The following is a 17,771-nucleotide window of genomic DNA, read 5'->3' on the forward strand; positions in this document are numbered from 1 at the left end:
ATGAGCAGCCAGTTTACCAAGCACGACTTGCACAGCGGGAATGAAGTTATGCTATCAACCAGATTTGTACAAATTTTGGAAAAACCATGCTCATTCCATTCATGCACAGTTCCAGCTGATTTCTATGGCATACCGGAGCGCTAATGAATTCTCCACTCGACGCCCGTGCTCCCATCACGCTTTTCTACGATGGCGGCTGCCCGCTCTGCCGGCGACAGGTCGCTTGGGTGAAGCGTCGAAGAGGACATGATCGCGTGCGCTTCATCGACATTCGCGCCCGCGGGTTCGACCCTACTCAATGGGACCGAACCTGCGATGAACTGATGGGACGCCTGTTTGCCCTCGACAGCGAAGGACGCTGGTACGCCGGCATGGATTCGACGCGTGCGCTGTATGCCGTGCTGGGCTATCGGGGATGGGTGAGGCTATCCAGCCTGCCAGGGCTCGATATGATGCTCGACAGGCTGTATCTGGCTGTGGCGAAACGGCGCAATCGCATCGGTCGATGGGTTGGCCGGGAATAGAATCACCGCCTAGAAGACCAGTGGCATGCGTGATGTCAGCGGCTCGTGATAGTTGGCCTCATGACCAATCATCTCATCGTGGGCCACGAACTGTACAAGGTACGCACGGTGTATGCCGGCTCGCTTGAGTTCCAGGTAAGCGTCATCCAGAGAACGGAACAGTACCGGCTTGCCCTGCCTCATCAGCAGGTGGCGTCCGCCTTCCACGTCTTCCAGCTCGATTTGATAAAAGTTGCTACCAGCATGGCTGATGATACGGATTTCATAATTGTCATGGTGCTCTGCGAAATCTTTGAGCTCTTTGAAAATCATACTCCCCTCCTGGGAAAACTATTGGAATGATTGGCTGGGCCTAGCCTGGCCCTTGCCCGATGACGACGTCATGTCCATTCGACGTCGCCCCTATGACCGTTTTCGGCCTATTGAGTTCGGCGACCTACCACCACGGTTCGCCCGTTCGCACTGCGCTTGGCTACAGACTTCCATTGCCCCCAAATATCGCTAATCGCCTCGATGGGCAGCGGCTCGGTGACCGTCAGAGCCACGACAGAGGCCCTGACCAGCGGAAAAAAGCGCCGCGTGCCGAATCGGTCCATGGCATGAAAGCCACCCGCGTCAATGGCCTGGCGTGGCAGCTTCTTCCGACAGGCTTCGACAAACCTGGACTGCAACCGCGCCAACCGCCGCTGAACATCCGTTACCCTTGCTAACAGCAGAACAAAATCGTCTCCGCCAAGATGACCAAGAAAGTCGCCCTGCTCACAGTCGGCTTGCAATGTCTCGGCCAGCGCCAGCAACAAGCTATCGCCGAGGGCATAGCCAAACCGATCGTTGAAGGGCTTGAAGTTATCTAAATCAAACAGACAAGCCACGAACGGCAATGACGTCTGGCAGTTGCGCTCCAGAGCCGCTCGGATCGGCAGGTTACCGGGCAGCTGCGTCAACGGGTTGGCCTGCCGTGCCAGCTGCACTTGACGCTCTGTAATCAACTGTAGCAGACGTATGACCTGACCCATGCCCTGATAAATGCCATTTTTTGTGATTGAGAAATCCTCATCACTGACCTCGTGCTCACGCGCCGTCACCTTGCGCGATACCTGCTCCAGAGGCTCGTCCACCTCGACGGTGAGTGCGGCAGGATTCATCGCCCGGCTGACCGGTTGCTTGCCATGCAGATCGAAACCATAGCGCTTTCCCACCAGTCCCATCAGCTGTCGACGCGATAATGTCCCGATGACCCGGCATTGGTGATCGACCACAGCCATCGCATTGGCCTGGGGTAGCTCGCCGAAGCGCTCAGCCGCCTCGGCTACGGTCGTGTCAGGTGCCAATGACGGCTGCGGCTGTATCAACTTATGCAGCGCACTGTCCGCCAATTGGCGGCGGTTCCGCCGTTGCAGTTCGGCGAGCCAATCATCGAGAGCGGCGCGCTCCTGCCCGGGACGAGGGGTAGGATGGCCGAACAGCCAGCCTTGACAGAAGTCGACCCCCAACTCGAGCAGCACATCCAGCTCCTCGACACGTTCGACTCCCTCGGCAATGATCTGACTGCCCAGTCCATGAGAAATCTCGATGAACGAGCGTACGAAACGCCGCTTGGTGCGGTCGTTATCGATGCCGTGTACGAAGTGGCGGTCGAGCTTGACGAATTCCGGGGAAAGGTGAGACCACAACCGCAGGCTGGCATAGCCATCCCCGAGATCGTCGAGCGCGATGGCGAATCCCATCGACTGGTAGTGGCGCACGGCCTCGGCCATAAGCTCGGGATCGATACCTGGTGACTGCTCGGTCAGCTCGATCACCAGGCGATGGGGGGCCAGCCCGCTGCGTTCGAGAAGCTCTCGGGTCATGCCGCTGCGGTGTGCCGGGTCCAGCAGGACTTCAGGCGAGACATTGAGAAACAACCGATCTTCCAGGCCCTGGGCAGCCCAACCGGTAATCGCCCTTCGACGACATGACTGCTCGAGCGAGGCCAGTCTACCTGAGGCCCGTGCCTCGTCGAACATCGTGAGCGGCTGGACATAAGGTGTTCCTGCCGGTCCCCGCGCCAAGGCCTCGTAAGCGATGACCCGCCCGGCACGCGGTGAGACGATGGGCTGAAAGTGCACCTCGAGGGACTCGGTGTCGATCACCTCGGCGAGGGAGAGAGAGGGGATGTGGCTGGTTAGGGTCGTCATGCCACATGTTATGCCCCGTCATGATGTCAGCCTGATGACAACCGCTTAGTCATCCTGGTAATTGGAGGGATCGATGGCCACGCCCAGAGAATTGCGATCCACCCACTTACCGGCCTTGGTCTCCTTGTAGCGAAACACCACGCGATCACCGACCGCCACCGGCAGCTCGGCATCCTCGGTCTGATAACTGTAGGTTTCACCATCGACCACCAGACTGTAGCGATACAGGTCCGGCATGCCCAGCCACTCCTTGAACGGCCCCTCACGATCCATGCTTTCCAGCGTGCCGCGCGCCTCGAGCTTGGGGATACGCTTGCGCTTACCACGAAAACCGCCCGCCATGCTGCCTCCTCTCGTAATCATGCCTGTCGGAGGGGCGGCATTATACGGCGCCCCGCGACAGTCTCAAGTGAATCACTCCCCAAAGTGCTGGCCATAGCTATCCGGCGCGAGATCCTCGAAACGCGTGTACTTGCCGATGAAGGCCATATGCACGGTGCCGATCGGCCCGTTACGCTGTTTGCCGATGATCAGCTCGGCCAGCCCCTTGTTGTCGGGATTGTCCGGATTATAGACCTCATCACGGTAGACAAAGGCAATCAGGTCGGCATCCTGTTCGATAGCGCCGGACTCGCGCAGATCTGACATGACCGGTCGCTTGTTGGGGCGCTGCTCCAGCGAGCGGTTGAGCTGCGACAAAGCAATCACCGGGCAGCCGAATTCCTTGGCCAACCCTTTCAACGAACGTGAGATCTCCGAGATCTCGCCGGTCCGGTTCTCGGAGAACCCGGGAATCTGCATCAACTGCAGATAGTCGATCATGATCAGGCCGATATTGTCATGCTCGCGGACGATGCGGCGGATGCGCGAGCGCATCTCGTTGGGCGACAGGGCTGCCGTATCGTCGATGAAAAGCTGCTTGTCCTTGAGCAGATTGACCGCCGAGGTCAGGCGTGGCCAATCCTCGTCTTCGAGTTGCCCGGTACGTACCCGCGTCTGGTCGATACGTCCCAATGACGACAGCATACGCAGCATCAGGGCTTCGGCCGGCATCTCCATGGAGAACACCACGACCGGCTTGTCACTGGAAATTACCGCATGCTCGACCAGGTTCATGGCGAAAGTGGTCTTCCCCATGGAGGGACGACCGGCAATGATCACCAGGTCGGATGGTTGCAGGCCCGAGGTCATATCATCGAGATCGCGAAACCCCGACGACAGACCGGTCATCTGGCCCTGCATGTTGAACAATTCGTCGATACGATCAACGGCCCTGGAGAGCAGCTGGCTCATACCGATAGGGCCGCCTGACTTGGGCCGGGATTCGCTGATCTGGAAGACCAGCCGCTCGGCCTCGTTGACCAGCTCATCGGCTGGCCGCCCCTGGGGGCTGAAGGCACTCTCGGCGATCTGGTTGGCAGCCTGGATGAGCTTACGCAGCGTGGCACGTTCACGAACGATGTCGGCATAGGCACGAATGTTCCCGGCCGATGGCGTGTTGCGCGCCAGTTCCGCCAGGTAGGCTAGCCCACCCACTGTCTCTAGCTGATCACGCGACTCCAGCGCTTCCGATAGCGTAACCACGTCCAACGGATGCGCCGCCTCGGCGAGCTGAATCATTGCATTGAATACGAGACGGTGCTCGTAGCGGTAAAAATCATCCGCCACCAACCGCTCGGATACCGTATCCCAAGCCTCGTTGTCGAGCATCAGCCCGCCAAGTACTGACTGCTCGGCCTCCAAGGAGTGAGGCGGCACCTTCAGCGCCGCAGTTTCCTGGTCGAGTTCGAGAGTTTCACTCATGGAGTATTCCGCAGGGTTGGATGTCACGCAGGGCTATCGGTAGATAGCGGTGCCATTCTACCTCATAGTGCTGCCTCGCCCTATGACCAACCGCATCAGAACCACGTTTCCATCTGTACTCCGAAACTCCACTCGCTACCAGAGTAGCCAGACGCACCAAAACCATCCGCCTCCTCCGAACCGGGAACGACATAACTGTTCAGCTCATCGTCCCAATCAGCATAGGTCGCAAACAGGCGCAGCTCGGGCCGCTGTAGAAAGCCATCCACCATGGGCTTGAAAGTGGGTGCAACGGTCAGCTTTGTGTAATCTCCACTCACAGCATTGCGTCCAAGGTAGCCTTGAGGATCAAGGTCCATGGTCTGCCAGCTGATCTCGTACTGCATCTCGAAGTTTTGGGTCAGCTCGTTGGCTATCCGCGCATTGAGTGTCAGCCAGTCGTAGCTGTCTTTTTCGACATAACGGTCCCGGCTGGTTTCAGCGAGCAATGCGGGCGCGAACCTCCACCTGGGTGCCAGGTAGGTCGTGCCATAAAGAGCAACGCGTGTCGCCTCGGCATTTTCGTTCAGTTCCCCATCGGCACCTAACTCCTTCACTTCGGCGCCAAGACCTTGCCCATGGAGCACGGCAGCCTTGAACTCGCCTTCGCGCAGGCCGAAAAAGGTATTGCCATGATATGCCAGCATCGTGTGTAAGCCGCTGTCAGCAGCCCCCGAGGTACGCACCTCATTGTCGTTTGCCGATAACCCGCTAACCATCCACTGCCAGTTATCGATAAAGTTGTTTGCCGTGAATATATAACTTTCCACTTCTTCGGAGAGCCCCTCGGCGCCGACATGACCATAATCACGACCATAAAGGGAAAAGTTGGATGACCATGCGTCGGTAAGCTGGATATCATAAACACCCGCACCGGTCCCGGCGAGAAAGACAACATCGCTATCGAGCCAATGAATGTCGAAGCTCTCCCGATCGAACCGCTTGCCGGCCCAGATCGATGTACCTTCGAATGCCCCGGTGAACGTGGGCAAGTTACTGAACTCCGCGTACACTTGCCGAACATTGAGGTCCGACTCCTCGGCAGTCCAGGTATTGCTGGTCTCGACACCATCGGCAATCATTACGCGGTAGAGCGCCTTGGCGCCATTTTCATAATTCTGTCGGTAGTTGAGGATGGCTTCCAAGTAGTTGTCGTCTTCGTTGCCCAGACGACCGACCGCGCCACCCACCGACCCTGCCGGCGTCACATACGGGCCGCCTTGAGTGCCATTGCCATCGCCATCCACCAACACTCCCGAGCGAGCATAGGCTTCATAGGAGAACCCTTCCTCCCCACTCACCTGGCGCTCGACCTTGGCTAGCCGCTCCTCAACCGTGGCTTCGTCTTTATCCTCACTCCCCTGAAGCTCGGCCACCTGCCGCTCAGCTTCTTCAGCGCGCCTCTCCGCCTGCTCGGCCCGTGCTTCTGCAGCGGCAACTCGCTCTTCCAGCGCCGCCAGGCGTTCCTCGATACTGGCCTCCTGAGCTTGGGACAAGCTCATCGTTCCCATAGAAACTGCGGCAATGGTTGCATTAAGTAGATAGTTGGGCATAAAACTTTCCTGGCTTTGTTCGCGTTGTCGTTGCTACAACGTAGCTCGACTGAGGCCAGACCGGCAGCACGAACCGCCTTCCGACTATCTTTGGGCAATAAAAAAACGCGGCAGCCTTTCGGCTGCCGCGTTCGTATACGAGATCGTTGAGCTTATTCGGCCACGACCACGATACGGATGGTGGCATCGACTTCCGCATGCAAGTGCAGCTGGATGTCGTATTCGCCTGTAGCGCGAATCGGGCCTTCCGGCATACGCACTTCGCTCTTGGCCACGTCGATACCGGCCTGGGCAAGGGCGTCGGCCAGATCGCGCGGACCGATGGAGCCGAATAGTTTACCTTCGTCACCGGCTTTAGCCACCAGCGATAGCTCGATGTCGTTGAGCTCTTCGGCGCGAGCTTCAGCTTCACGCTTGCGCTCGGCAACTTGAGCTTCGAGTTCGGCACGCTGCGTTTCGAAGGCTTCCACGTTTTCTTTGGTTGCCGGCACGGCCAGGCCGTAGGGAACCAGGTAATTACGGCCGTAACCAGGCTTGACGGTGACCTTGTCACCCAGACCACCCAGCTTACCGATATTGTCGAGCAGAATGACTTCCATCTCGTTAACCTCTTGTCATTGGCTGCGGGCCAATCGGCCGCGGAAATCCGCAAAGGTATCGATGAAACCCAGCAGCAGCACAATCAGAATCATGGGCCAAGTGGTCAGCAGCAGCACATAGAAAGCCACCAACCACAACCCGTTCATCCCCTTGAGACCAATCAATCCATGTATCAGCGCAACGCCACCCACCAGTAGCGGGACCCAAGCCAGCATGGTCAGCGCAGGTAACGCGAAGACCACGCCCAGCACTACCAGCACTACCAGCAGGATGAGCTCCCGACCTGACAGGCGCAGGGCATGGAACTCGGCTCGGAAGCCACCGGGATTGTATAACCCCGCCTGCCAGCTACGCGCCAGTGCCAGGCAAGCCACCGAGGCCAGCATGACTATCAACCCCGTTACCCCGCCAATCAGCAGGACAGCCAGTCGCTCGGTCGCCACACCCTGTTCGGTGAGATCTGCGAGCATGCGCTCGATCTCAGGAGACGATTGGCGCAACTGATCGAGTAACGGCCCAGCCCCACCAGGGGGTAGGAAGATGCCCAGCTGAACCATTGCCGCCCCGACCAGAGCACCGGCGATCAGCGTCTCGCTCCAGCGCATGCGCGAACGCAGCACGGTCGCCATCAGCGTCACCAGTAACAGGCTGGCCAGCGGAATCGTATCGCCTTGCATCCACCACCAACCGGTTGGTAGCGCGGCGGCAACGATCACCGGCATGGCCGGCCCCAGGCCACGCCGCAAGGTCACCAGGGCGGCCACTGCAGCACTGAACCAGAATAGCCAGGGAATAATGGCGGCAAGGGCGGCGGCACCCACAGCATGCGGTGTGCCGCGCATTACCCAGCGAGCCAGAGGCAGCATCACGCGATACGGCTTACTGGTGGCTGTCGGTATAGGGCAGCAGCGCCAGGTAGCGAGCGCGCTTGATGGCAGTGGCAAGCTGACGCTGGTAGCGCGCTCGTGTGCCAGTGATGCGGCTCGGGACGATCTTGCCAGTCTCGGTGATGTACGCCTTGAGGGTATCGATATCTTTGTAATCGATATACTTCACGCCTTCGGCAGTGAAGCGGCAGAACTTGCGGCGACGGAAAAAGCGTGCCATGGATTATCCTCCTGGATGTGCGAATTAGCTGGCTTCGGCGGTTTCGGAGCGCTCGGAACGCGGACGCTCGGGGCGTTCTTCACGACGCGGACGCTTATCGTCAGCCTGCTTCATCATCGGAGAAGCTTCGGTGACGGCTTCCTTGCAACGCACGACCAGACTACGGATGATGGCATCGTTGAAGCGGAAGATATTCTCGATTTCTTCGAGAGTTTCGCCGCGGCACTCGATGTTCATCAGCACATAATGGGCCTTGTGGATCTTGTTGATCGGGTAAGCCAGATGACGACGGCCCCAATCCTCGAGACGATGCACAGTGCCACCGTTTTCGGTGACGATGCCGGTGTAGCGCTCGACCATTGCCGGCACTTGCTCGCTCTGATCCGGATGGACCATGAACACGATTTCGTAATGACGCATGATGTCTCCTTACGGTTTGACAGCTTCCGGATGACGGGAAATTCCACCAAGGGGAAGCAAGGAGTCGTGATTTACTGGGTGAGGGTGTTCTAAGAACCGCACAATTGTAGTGATCGCACCCCGTGCTTGCAAGGAATGCCTCAACCGCGGTTCACTTGCCTGACATGTGCCGAGCCTGACGGCGCTGCCGGACGACCTCGTAAAGGCAGACCCCAGTGGCTACGGAAACGTTGAGGCTCGATACGCTACCGGCCATGGGCAGCTTGACCAAGCCGTCACAGGCTTCACGGGTTAGCCGGCGCATGCCTTTGCCCTCCGCCCCCATGACCAGGGCACAGGCGCCGGTGAAGTCAGCCTCGAACAGGCTGGCATCGGCTTCGCCGGCGGTACCCGTTATCCACACGCCGGCATCCTTGAGACGCTGCATGGCGCGTGCCAGGTTAGTGACCTGGTAGACAGGCATGCTCTCGGCGGCGCCGCAGGCTACCTTGCGTACCGTGGCGTTCAGCGGAGCCGCCTTGTCCTTGGGCACGATGACACCATGCGCTCCAGCAGCGTCAGCACTGCGCAGGCAGGCGCCAAAGTTATGTACGTCAGTCACCCCATCGAGGATCAGTAATAGCGGTGGCTCCGCCTGTTGCCATGCTCCCAGCCTAAGCAGCAATGCCTCTTCGTTCTGGGCAAGCAGCGGTGGACAGAACGCGATAACGCCCTGATGCGCCGCCTCCCCCGCCAGCTCGTCGAGCACCTCGCGCGGCTGCGTCACCAGATGAGCCCCGGCATCGCGCGCTTGCGCGATCAATGCCTCCAAGCGAGAACCGGCCTGGCCCTCCTGAACCCACAATTCGCGCGGGGCTTCGCCACGCTCCAGCAGAGCGCGCACGGCATGTACGCCGAACACGCTATCGAGCCCCCCCGGCACGCTAATCGAGGACGCTCGCCGGGCCGAGTGCGGCTTACCGCGCCCGGCCTGAGATTTGTGACGCGGGCGTGCAGAGCCGCCGCGACTCATGAACGTTCCCCGCTCGACTTGCCGCTACGACGTGGCTTCTTGCTTTCGCCGCCCTGTTCCCGCTCCTTGCGGCCGGGTCTGGGCCTACGACGACGCGGACGCTTCGGTCCCTTGTCGTCCTTGCCACCACTCTTGTCGTCGCGACCACCCTGGGCATTCGCCTTGGGCTTGCGCGGTTGGCGCTGCTTGCGCGGCATGTCGCCGACCAATTCGAAATCGATCTTACGCTCGTCAAGATCGACCCGTGCGACCTGCACCGTCACTCCATCGCCCAGTCGGTAGGAAATACCGCCGCGCTCACCCTTGAGCCGATGCTTCTCGGCCTCGTAGTGGTAGTAATCGGAGGGCAAGGAAGTTACATGCACCAAGCCTTCCACATAGACCTCGTCGAGCCGCACAAAGATACCGAACTGGGTAACCGAGGCGATGGTGCCCTCGAAAACCTCGCCGACCTTGTCGGACATGAACTCGCATTTGAGCCAATCCGTCACATCGCGAGTAGCATCATCAGCGCGCCGTTCGGTCATCGAGCAGTGCTCGCCGAGCTCAACCATCTGCTCGAAGGTGTACGGGCACCATTTGCTCGGCTTCTCTACCGGCGCCCCCTCGGCACGCTGGACGGTCGTCGTCTGGCGAGGCCCACGAATCACCGAGCGGATGGCGCGGTGCACCAGCAGGTCGGGGTAGCGACGAATCGGTGAAGTAAAATGTGCATAGGCCGGGTAGGCGAGCCCGAAGTGGCCCTCATTTTGCGGAGAATAGACCGCCTGGCTCATCGAGCGCAGCATCACCGTCTGGATGATGTCGGCATCGGGCCGGTCCTTGATCACTTCGCGCAGCTGCTGGTAATCCTGAGGGGTCGGATCGTCTCCGCCGCCCAGAGTCAGGCCTAGCTCGTTGAGGAACAGACGCAGCTTATCGAGACGCTCAGGTGCAGGTGGTTCGTGGATACGATACAGCGCCGGCAGATCATGCTTGTCGAGGAAACGCGCGGTCGCCACGTTGGCAGCCAACATGCACTCCTCGATCAGCTTGTGGGCATCGTTGCGCGTACGCGGCACGATGGTCTCGATCTTGCGTTCACTGTTGAACAGAATCTGTGTTTCTGTGGTCTCGAAGTCGATCGCGCCGCGCTCCCCACGGGAGAGGCGCAAGAGCTTGTAAAGCTCGTGCAGATTTTTAAGCGACGGCAACAGCGATTCGTAACGCTGGCAAAGCTCCTGCCCTTCCGGACTATCCGGCGACTGCAGCATCTCGCCGACCTGAGTGTAGGTCAGGCGCGCATGCGAGCGTATCACCGCTTCATAGAACTTATAGCGGCTGATGGCACCGGTCTTGGAGATATTCATCTCGCAGACTAGGGTCAGGCGGTCGACCTCTGGGTTGAGCGAACACAAGCCGTTTGAGAGCAACTCGGGCAGCATCGGCACGACCTGCCCCGGGAAATAGACCGAATTGCCGCGGACATGCGCCTCTTCGTCCAGGGCCGTGCCTGGACGGACATAGTGCGAGACGTCGGCAATCGCCACGATCAGCTTCCAACTCCCCGAACGCGTCTTCCAAGCGCAGACTGCATCATCGAAGTCCTTGGCATCTTCACCATCGATGGTGACCAGCGGAAAATCGCGCAGATCGATGCGATGCTGTTTGTCGGCCTCGACGACCTCCGCCGACATACCGGCGATTTCGGCCTCGACCTCAGGCGGAAACTCGGCGGGAATATCATGGCTGCGGATGGCGATGTCGATCTCCATCCCAGGATCCATGCGCTCGCCTAACACCTCTACCACCTCACCGGTGGGTTGAACGCGAGTTTCGGGCTGCTGGGTAATGCGCACCGAGACGATCTGCCCATCCCGGGCCCCGCCGGTGGCACTGTTGGGGATGATGATTTCCTGAGCGATTCGGGAGTTTTCGGGTATCAGCAGACCGAACTCGCTGGAACGCTCGCGGTAGATGCCGACAAGGGTCTGTGTATTGCGGGACAGCACCTCAACGATGGTGGCCTCGTCACGCCCACGGCGGTCGCGCCCACTGACGCGTACCAGGACATGATCGCCATGGAAGACCCGGCGCATTTGCCGGGGCGGAATTACCAGGTCGGGTTTCTTGCCATCCTCGCGGATCAGAAAGCCTATCCCGTCGCGGTGGCCGAGCACACGTCCCTTGATCAGATCGAGCTTGTCGATCAGCGCGTAGGCGCCGCGCCGGTTGCGCAACACTTGCCCGTCGCGCTCCATGGCTGCCAGGCGACGGCGCACCGCCTCCATCTGGTCCTCATCTTCAAGGCCCAGCATGCGGCTCATGTTCTCGTGAGTGATGGGCTTGCCATACTCCTCGAGCCGTTCGAGCAGATACTCCCGGCTGGGTACCGGCTTGTCGTATTTGTGAGCTTCACGTTCCGCGTGCGGATCGTCGCTTAACGTCCAATGGTTCATCTTATCGTGCTTCCTTGTAGACAGAATGGGCGAGCGGCAGCGGGCGTGGAACGGAGTGAGGGTAGTCGATCATGTCCGCAGTATAACGCTCTGTGCATAACGACCCAACCATATGCCTCCAGTGCCGATTTTTCTCAAGCCCGCACCGCCTGCCCTATTGCAATCCCACACAAAATCGGTAAGATGCGTGGCCACTTGCCCAGATGGCGGAATTGGTAGACGCGCTAGCTTCAGGTGCTAGTGTCCTTACGGACGTGGAGGTTCAAGTCCTCTCCTGGGCACCACGCGAACATGAGCTTGTGAAGATGATGCGCCCAGGTGGCGGAATTGGTAGACGCGCTAGCTTCAGGTGCTAGTGTCCTTACGGACGTGGAGGTTCAAGTCCTCTCCTGGGCACCATTCCCGCATCCTCTCTCCTGAGAAAGATTTTCCGCATGCCCAGATGGCGGAATTGGTAGACGCGCTAGCTTCAGGTGCTAGTGTCCTTACGGACGTGGAGGTTCAAGTCCTCTTCTGGGCACCAAATCGATGCTTATACGGTATTACGTGAGGCATCGGGGCGAAAGCCCCACCCTGGCAAAGCCAGATTCTCATGTTCGCCCAGGTGGCGGAATTGGTAGACGCGCTAGCTTCAGGTGCTAGTGTCCTTACGGACGTGGAGGTTCAAGTCCTCTTCTGGGCACCACGCCTTATCGCACTTCCCTCCCTTGCCTTTTTCATACAAATGAACGCCTCGGCATTCATGTCAGCTTGACGACATCTCCCCATTCAGAACGTCTCAATAACGCGACGGCAATCTTGCCACCTTGTCCAGCGCCCAACCACCGGAGCGAACCTCCGCCTCGAGAACGATCTCGACGTTATCGGGCAACAAGGGGAAGAAGTTCAGCCCGGTACGCGCCTCGACCTCGTCGATACTGACCAAGAAACGATCCAGTGGCTCGTTACCTTGAACCGTCTGCGGCATCAGGAAGGCCAGCGCCTTGGGCCGCTCACCCGGAACCACCACGATCTTATAGAACGCCTGAGGCACCTCGACCAGACCGACACGGTGAAACACGTTGCCGAGCCAATCTACCGGAAAGACCGGTCCGGTAATGACCTGAACGGCACCGAAACGAGGTACAAAATGGTCGATTACAACCTCCTCCAGCCGCTGCCAAAGACGCCGGTTGAGATCGGGACGCTGCGGCGAGATGTTCGACATGAGGAACGTGTCGCGCTGCGCTTCGGCGCCGTGAACCCGGGCAATGGCGTAGTTCGGCGCCAGGTGGCCTCGATCGTAACCGCTGCCGAAATAGCTATCGGGCATGATCGGCCATAGCGTTCGCCAGTCCCGGCGGAAATCGGGGCGCGGGCCGATTTTGGTGTCGTCGACGCGATGCAGGCGATAGCTGACCCATAGAGGATTGACGCGCACATCGGACCAGCCGATCAACACGCCCTCATTGCGCAAGACACGGTGCAAATTGGTCAGCCCGGGCTCGTCCCAAGTTGTCACTCCCATCCAGCTCAGACGATCCCTGACATCCTGCTCCTGCCAATACCACAAGCCGCTGGCGACCAGCACGAACAGAAGGGAAACGCCCACGTTGCGCACCTGGCGCCGGACGAACGGCAAGGAAGATATCATGCGTGCAGAACTATCCAAAAGCGACGTTAGCCCGACCGGCAATGACGGCAGGCGAGGGAAAGCGACAGAGTCTTGGCCGGGTCAGAGCCCGACGCTAAACATGGTTTCCAGGTCATGGCGGGAGTGGACCTGCATGGCATTCAATGTCTCTGTGTCACGGATTCCTTCGACGTTCATGAGACGACCGGTGACCAGTTCCGCCAGCGACTCGAAATCCCGGGTGCGGGCTATGGCCACGAGGTCGTAACGGCCGCATGTCGAATAGACTTCACTGATCCCGTCCACTTCGGCCAGACGCTGGGCGACGGCCTGGATCTGGCCTTTCTCGGCATTGATCAGAATCACGGCGTTCTGCATCGGTCGACTCCTGAGCTGTTATGGCGGCAAGTATACCAGTCCTGTCTTGCATCGCGCAGGTTACTGCTCCCCTGCAGTACCACACTCCAGGGCGAGAAGTCGCTGCTTGATAGCGACTCCCCCGCTATAACTGCCGATCCCTCTTGCTGCAACCAGTCGATGGCAAGGAATCAGAATCGGCAAGGGATTGGCTGCACTGGCACTGCTCACGGCAATTACGGCCTTGCCGTGCCCCAGCCTATTGGCGAGCTCGCCATAGGTGCGTGTCTGGCCATAAGGAATTCTCATCAGCGCCGCCCAGACCTCTCGCTGGACCTCGCTGCCTTCCGGCGCCACATCGATGTTGAAGCTGCGACGACGCCCTGCCAGGTAAGCCAGCACCTCCTCACGCGCCTCCGCCAGCGATTCGTCATCGCGCTGCCATTGCTCCCTTTCGGTCAGCCCTGGCTTTTCGTCGAGAAAGCACAGGCGACGCAGCCCGCGCTTGTCGCCCGCCAGAAGCAACTCCCCCAACGGGCTAGCGAAAGTTGTGTAGCGCATCCCATCTCCTTGCTTTTACGACCCGCAGCACTGCGACGGATTGCCGCACGACGAACGGGACCATAGTGAATCAGGCCCCGCTTACACTAGGATAGAAGAGTCGGAGAGTAGCGCACTTCGCCCGCTCCCTGCAGGCCTCGTCTACAAAGAGATTCAAATAGAGGCGGAAAAACCGCCCATACACCGTGATCGGCATGACAACCACAATCAAGGAGAAACCATGGCCAATCAAAGCCGTCGTGACTTCGTGCGCCACAGTTTACTGGGGCTCGCTGCCCTGCCACTGGGTGCCGGCGTTCTTTCCCAGCACGCCTTAGCTCAGGAACTCCCGCCTCTCGACCCGGAGAATCCGCAGGCCAAGGCACTGAATTATGTGACAGATGCCCAGCAAGCCAGCGACCATCCCGCTTATTCGCAAGGCGAGCGCTGTGATAATTGCATGTTTTTCAAGGAAGCCAATAACGGATGCCAACTGTTTCCACAACACAGCGTGGCTCCTGAAGGCTGGTGTCAATCCTGGACCAAGCAGCCCTGAGCGGTTTTACTGAAGCCTAACGACGAGCGCCGGCAGTCGCCGGCGCTTTATGCTTCTCCCTCATTCAGCCTCGCTCGCCGTCATGCTCAGGCAATGGCCATTGGTAGCGGCGCACGATCTCCTCGCCTTCCATCGACTCCAGCTTTACCGGGAAACCCCATAGCTGATGCAGGTGGCGCATGACCGGATAGACGCTCTTGGCCAATGGGCGCCGCCGGTCCTGCACGTGGCGTAGCGTCAGTGAGCGATCACCCCGGATATTGGCTTCCCAGACCTGAATATTGGGCTCACGCACCGACAAGGCGTACTGCGTCGACAGCGCCTCGCGGATACGTTGATAGCCACGCTCGTCGTGAATCGCCTCGATGGTCAGCATCTCGTCACGGTCGTCGTCGACTAGCGAAAACAACTTGAGATCGCGAATCACCTTGGGTGACAGGAATTGCTGAACGAAGGATTCGTCCTTGAAGTTACGCATCGCGAAATGCAATGTCTCGAGCCAGTCACTACCCGCCATGTCGGGGAACCAGCGGCGATCCTCATCGGTCGGTTCCTGGCAGATGCGCTTGATGTCACTGAACATGGCAAACCCCAGCGCATAGGGATTGATGCCGTTGTAGTACGGGCTGTCGAATTCCGGCTGGTTGACTACAGCCGTGTGGGACTGCAGGAACTCCAGCATCAGGCCCTCGTCGACCAGTCCATCATCGTACATGCGGTGCATTAGAGTGTAATGCCAGAACGTGGCCCAGCCTTCGTTCATCACCTGAGTCTGACGCTGAGGATAAAAATACTGCGCCAGCTTGCGTACGATGCGCACAATTTCACGCTGCCAGGGCGCCAGCAACGGTGCGTTCTTCTCGATGAAATAGAGCAGGTTTTCCTGTGGCTCGGCCGGGTAGCGCCCCTGCTGATGGAGGCCCAACGGATCCTCCTCGTCATCGCGGCCCAGAGTCTCGCCATGCTCGTGCGGGGTGGGAATGGTTCGCCATAGCAGGTTAATCTGAGACTGCAGATAGGCCTCGCGCTCGGCCTGCCGCCTCGCCTCTTCATCTGCGGAAATCGGCGAGGGCCGCTTGTAACGATCGACTCCATAATTCTGCAATGCATGGCAGGCATCGAGCAGCTGCTCGACGGCCGTGACGCCGTGGCGCTCCTCGCACTCGGAGACGTACTTGCGGGCGAAGACCAGGTAATCGACGATGGCCGACGCGTCGGTCCAAGTACGGAACAGGTAGTTGCCCTTGAAGAAGGAGTTATGGCCATAGCAGGCGTGCGCCATGACCAGCACCTGCATCATCAGGGTGTTCTCTTCCATGAGGTAGGCGATGCAGGGATCGGAATTGATCACCAATTCATAAGCCAGCCCCATCTGCCCACGACGATAGGCCTGCTCGACAGCCAGGAACTGCTTGCCGAACGACCAATGATGGTAGCCAACCGGCATCCCCACGCTGGCATAGGCATCCATCATTTGCTCAGAAGTGATGATCTCGATCTGGTTGGGGTAGGTATCCAGCCGGTATTCGTCAGCCAATCGTGAGATCTCTCGCTCATATTCGGTGAGGACCTCGAAGTTCCAATCGGAGCCAGTAGCAATCGGGGTACGCTTGGTCATGCCATCTCCTTTCGGGCCGGGCCGGCGCCTCAGCGCCCGCCACGACAGGGCCCGCTCAAGCCAGAGCTCACTGTTTGGTGCGGCGCCGGAACAGTTCGCGAAAGACCGGATAAATGTCCCCTGCCTCGACGATCTGTCGCATGGCGAAACGTTCGGGGAACTCGGCCTGCACGCTCTCGTACTCCTCCCACAATGCCTGATGCGCATGGGGAGTGATCTCAACATAGGTGTAGTACTGCAAACGCGGCATCAGCGACTGAACAAGCAGCTTGCGGCAGGTTGTGGAGTCATCGTCCCAGTTGTCGCCATCCGAGGCCTGAGCGACGTACAGATTCCACTGTGCCGCGGGATAACGGTCCTGGATGATTTCGTCGACCAATGACAATGCGCTGGACACGATGGTGCCGCCAGTCTCGCGCGAGTAGAAGAACTCCTCCTCGTCGACTTCCTTGGCCGCCGTATGGTGCCGTACGAATACCAGCTCGACCTTCTCGTAATTGCGCTCCAGAAACAGATACAGCAACAGGAAGAAGCGCTTGGCGATATCCTTGTGCGACTGTGTCATCGACCCCGACACGTCCATGACACAGAACATCACAGCCTTGTTGGAGGGCTGCGGCTGATTCACGAGGTTGTTATAGCGAAGGTCATAAGTGTCGATGAATGGTATGGAGTCGAGACGTTTTTCGAGACGTTCGACCTCCGCCTTCAATTCGGCAATGCGGGCAGGGTTGCGCAGCACCGGATCCTTGCGCTCCTCGGCCTCGAGGGCTTCCGTGGCCTCGCGTAGAGCACGTCGGATCGGCGCACGCATGGCGATGCGTCGCGCCTGGGCCTCGCGCATCGAGCGCACAATGTTCATTCGCGCCGGCACGCCCTCCCGGGAAATGCCGGCACGCACCGGGCGAACTTCCTCGATATCGACCAGCTGCTTGCGCTCCAGGTGCGGCAGCTCCAGGCCATCGAACACGAAGTCGAGGAACTCCTCACGAGTCAGTGAGAAGGCAAACTCGTCGGCGCCTTCGCCCTGGTTGGAAGCGCTACCCTCACCGGCGCCACCGCCACCGCCGCCTCCTCCGGGGCGCCGCAGGCGATCCCCCTCGACGAACTCCTTGTTACCCGGGCTAACAATGGTGCGATGCCCGCCCTGGCCATGCTGAAACACCGGCTCGGAAATATCGCGAGCCGGAATCGAGACCTTCTCGCCATGCTCCATGTCGGTGATCGAACGCCGGTTTACCGCCTCCTCCACCGAACGCTTGATATGCGTACGATAACGATCCAGAAACCGCTGCCGGTTCACCTCGCTCTTGTGGCGGGCGTTCAGACGACGGTCGATAAAATAACTCATGTCTACCACCTCCCCTGCGCAGGTTGCGCCGCGGGACGCGGAGCGACCGCAACGGTCGCTCCGC

The 17,771-nt window shown here is 59.4% G+C and carries 18 protein-coding genes and 4 tRNA genes; 6 read left to right on the forward strand and 16 right to left on the reverse strand.

Going from position 1 to position 17,771, the window contains the following annotated elements; translation table 11 throughout:
- The first annotated feature begins 143 nt into the window (after positions 1-143).
- Complete coding sequence (locus tag F568_RS0101330; protein ID WP_019016901.1) at positions 144-524, forward strand: thiol-disulfide oxidoreductase DCC family protein; 381 nt, start codon at positions 144-146, stop codon at positions 522-524.
- Positions 525-533: 9 nt separating this feature from the next.
- On the opposite strand, the gene F568_RS0101335 is transcribed toward F568_RS0101330, so the two are convergent.
- The 11 genes from F568_RS0101335 to rnr form a co-directional block, all read right to left on the reverse strand.
- Entirely contained in the window at positions 534-836 is a 303-nt protein-coding gene (locus F568_RS0101335; RefSeq protein ID WP_019016902.1) for a DUF6482 family protein, read from the reverse strand.
- Positions 837-943: 107 nt separating this feature from the next.
- A complete protein-coding gene (locus F568_RS0101340; RefSeq protein WP_019016903.1) occupies positions 944-2,701 on the reverse strand; it encodes a bifunctional diguanylate cyclase/phosphodiesterase in 1,758 nt (585 codons plus the stop codon).
- A gap of 45 nt (positions 2,702-2,746) precedes the next feature.
- A complete protein-coding gene (locus F568_RS0101345) occupies positions 2,747-3,043 on the reverse strand; it encodes a hypothetical protein (RefSeq protein ID WP_019016904.1) in 297 nt (98 codons plus the stop codon).
- Positions 3,044-3,115: 72 nt separating this feature from the next.
- Entirely contained in the window at positions 3,116-4,504 is a 1,389-nt protein-coding gene (gene dnaB, locus F568_RS0101350) for a replicative DNA helicase (protein ID WP_019016905.1), read from the reverse strand.
- Positions 4,505-4,599: 95 nt separating this feature from the next.
- Positions 4,600-6,096 (reverse strand): carbohydrate porin, encoded by a 1,497-nt coding sequence (locus F568_RS0101355; RefSeq protein ID WP_019016906.1) that lies wholly within the window; start codon positions 6,094-6,096, stop codon positions 4,600-4,602.
- Between the two features lie 152 nt (positions 6,097-6,248).
- Positions 6,249-6,695 (reverse strand): 50S ribosomal protein L9, encoded by a 447-nt coding sequence (rplI, locus tag F568_RS0101360; RefSeq protein ID WP_019016907.1) that lies wholly within the window; start codon positions 6,693-6,695, stop codon positions 6,249-6,251.
- 15 nt (positions 6,696-6,710) lie between these two features.
- Entirely contained in the window at positions 6,711-7,562 is an 852-nt protein-coding gene (locus F568_RS0101365; RefSeq protein ID WP_019016908.1) for a YybS family protein, read from the reverse strand.
- 13 nt (positions 7,563-7,575) lie between these two features.
- The gene (gene rpsR / locus F568_RS0101370; protein ID WP_019016909.1) at positions 7,576-7,803 is read right to left on the reverse strand and encodes a 30S ribosomal protein S18; all 228 of its coding nucleotides are present in this window, start codon (positions 7,801-7,803) and stop codon (positions 7,576-7,578) included.
- Between the two features lie 24 nt (positions 7,804-7,827).
- Positions 7,828-8,223, reverse strand: a complete 396-nt coding sequence (rpsF, locus tag F568_RS0101375; protein ID WP_019016910.1) for a 30S ribosomal protein S6 — start codon at positions 8,221-8,223, stop codon at positions 7,828-7,830.
- 151 nt (positions 8,224-8,374) lie between these two features.
- Positions 8,375-9,235: a 23S rRNA (guanosine(2251)-2'-O)-methyltransferase RlmB gene (gene rlmB / locus F568_RS0101380; protein ID WP_019016911.1), complete on the reverse strand. Its 861-nt coding sequence runs from the start codon at positions 9,233-9,235 to the stop codon at positions 8,375-8,377.
- Entirely contained in the window at positions 9,232-11,673 is a 2,442-nt protein-coding gene (gene rnr, locus F568_RS0101385; protein ID WP_019016912.1) for a ribonuclease R, read from the reverse strand. Before rnr ends, rlmB begins: the two co-directional genes overlap by 4 nt.
- 197 nt (positions 11,674-11,870) lie before the next feature.
- On the opposite strand from rnr, the gene F568_RS0101390 reads away from it, so the two are divergent.
- From F568_RS0101390 to F568_RS0101405, 4 genes are all read left to right on the forward strand, one after another.
- Positions 11,871-11,957, forward strand: a tRNA-Leu gene (locus tag F568_RS0101390).
- 28 nt (positions 11,958-11,985) lie between these two features.
- Positions 11,986-12,072, forward strand: a tRNA-Leu gene (locus tag F568_RS0101395).
- Between the two features lie 37 nt (positions 12,073-12,109).
- A tRNA-Leu gene (locus tag F568_RS0101400) sits at positions 12,110-12,196 on the forward strand.
- 75 nt (positions 12,197-12,271) lie between these two features.
- Positions 12,272-12,358 (forward strand) — tRNA-Leu (locus tag F568_RS0101405).
- 93 nt (positions 12,359-12,451) lie between these two features.
- On the opposite strand, the gene F568_RS0101410 is transcribed toward F568_RS0101405, so the two are convergent.
- The 3 genes from F568_RS0101410 to F568_RS0101420 all read right to left on the reverse strand — a co-directional run bounded on the left by F568_RS0101410 (position 12,452) and on the right by F568_RS0101420 (position 14,203).
- Positions 12,452-13,306 (reverse strand): DNA/RNA non-specific endonuclease, encoded by an 855-nt coding sequence (locus tag F568_RS0101410; protein WP_019016913.1) that lies wholly within the window; start codon positions 13,304-13,306, stop codon positions 12,452-12,454.
- Positions 13,307-13,387: 81 nt separating this feature from the next.
- Complete coding sequence (locus tag F568_RS0101415) at positions 13,388-13,663, reverse strand: Lrp/AsnC family transcriptional regulator (protein WP_019016914.1); 276 nt, start codon at positions 13,661-13,663, stop codon at positions 13,388-13,390.
- Positions 13,664-13,723: 60 nt separating this feature from the next.
- A complete protein-coding gene (locus tag F568_RS0101420; RefSeq protein ID WP_019016915.1) occupies positions 13,724-14,203 on the reverse strand; it encodes a methylated-DNA--[protein]-cysteine S-methyltransferase in 480 nt (159 codons plus the stop codon).
- A 220-nt stretch (positions 14,204-14,423) separates the two neighbouring features.
- Between F568_RS0101420 and F568_RS0101425 the strand changes: the two genes are divergently transcribed.
- A complete protein-coding gene (locus F568_RS0101425; protein WP_019016916.1) occupies positions 14,424-14,738 on the forward strand; it encodes a high-potential iron-sulfur protein in 315 nt (104 codons plus the stop codon).
- Between the two features lie 64 nt (positions 14,739-14,802).
- Here F568_RS0101425 and F568_RS0101430 read toward each other — a convergent pair whose 3' ends face one another.
- Positions 14,803-16,356: a SpoVR family protein gene (locus F568_RS0101430; protein ID WP_019016917.1), complete on the reverse strand. Its 1,554-nt coding sequence runs from the start codon at positions 16,354-16,356 to the stop codon at positions 14,803-14,805.
- Between the two features lie 67 nt (positions 16,357-16,423).
- A complete protein-coding gene (locus tag F568_RS0101435; RefSeq protein WP_019016918.1) occupies positions 16,424-17,707 on the reverse strand; it encodes a YeaH/YhbH family protein in 1,284 nt (427 codons plus the stop codon).
- Between the last annotated feature and the right edge of the window lie 64 nt (positions 17,708-17,771).

The sequence above is a fragment of the Modicisalibacter luteus DSM 23508 genome (genome assembly GCF_000378505.1).
Taxonomy (GTDB): domain Bacteria; phylum Pseudomonadota; class Gammaproteobacteria; order Pseudomonadales; family Halomonadaceae; genus Modicisalibacter; species Modicisalibacter luteus.

Coding starts and splice junctions, on each gene's coding strand:
- F568_RS0101330 (WP_019016901.1), top strand. CDS start 144: ATGAATTCTCCACTCGACGCCCGTGCTCCCATCACGCTTTTCTACGAT.
- F568_RS0101335 (WP_019016902.1), bottom strand. CDS start 836: ATGATTTTCAAAGAGCTCAAAGATTTCGCAGAGCACCATGACAATTAT.
- F568_RS0101340 (WP_019016903.1), bottom strand. CDS start 2,701: ATGACGACCCTAACCAGCCACATCCCCTCTCTCTCCCTCGCCGAGGTG.
- F568_RS0101345 (WP_019016904.1), bottom strand. CDS start 3,043: ATGGCGGGCGGTTTTCGTGGTAAGCGCAAGCGTATCCCCAAGCTCGAG.
- dnaB (WP_019016905.1), bottom strand. CDS start 4,504: ATGAGTGAAACTCTCGAACTCGACCAGGAAACTGCGGCGCTGAAGGTG.
- F568_RS0101355 (WP_019016906.1), bottom strand. CDS start 6,096: ATGCCCAACTATCTACTTAATGCAACCATTGCCGCAGTTTCTATGGGA.
- rplI (WP_019016907.1), bottom strand. CDS start 6,695: ATGGAAGTCATTCTGCTCGACAATATCGGTAAGCTGGGTGGTCTGGGT.
- F568_RS0101365 (WP_019016908.1), bottom strand. CDS start 7,562: ATGCTGCCTCTGGCTCGCTGGGTAATGCGCGGCACACCGCATGCTGTG.
- rpsR (WP_019016909.1), bottom strand. CDS start 7,803: ATGGCACGCTTTTTCCGTCGCCGCAAGTTCTGCCGCTTCACTGCCGAA.
- rpsF (WP_019016910.1), bottom strand. CDS start 8,223: ATGCGTCATTACGAAATCGTGTTCATGGTCCATCCGGATCAGAGCGAG.
- rlmB (WP_019016911.1), bottom strand. CDS start 9,235: ATGAGTCGCGGCGGCTCTGCACGCCCGCGTCACAAATCTCAGGCCGGG.
- rnr (WP_019016912.1), bottom strand. CDS start 11,673: ATGAACCATTGGACGTTAAGCGACGATCCGCACGCGGAACGTGAAGCT.
- F568_RS0101410 (WP_019016913.1), bottom strand. CDS start 13,306: ATGATATCTTCCTTGCCGTTCGTCCGGCGCCAGGTGCGCAACGTGGGC.
- F568_RS0101415 (WP_019016914.1), bottom strand. CDS start 13,663: ATGCAGAACGCCGTGATTCTGATCAATGCCGAGAAAGGCCAGATCCAG.
- F568_RS0101420 (WP_019016915.1), bottom strand. CDS start 14,203: ATGCGCTACACAACTTTCGCTAGCCCGTTGGGGGAGTTGCTTCTGGCG.
- F568_RS0101425 (WP_019016916.1), top strand. CDS start 14,424: ATGGCCAATCAAAGCCGTCGTGACTTCGTGCGCCACAGTTTACTGGGG.
- F568_RS0101430 (WP_019016917.1), bottom strand. CDS start 16,356: ATGACCAAGCGTACCCCGATTGCTACTGGCTCCGATTGGAACTTCGAG.
- F568_RS0101435 (WP_019016918.1), bottom strand. CDS start 17,707: ATGAGTTATTTTATCGACCGTCGTCTGAACGCCCGCCACAAGAGCGAG.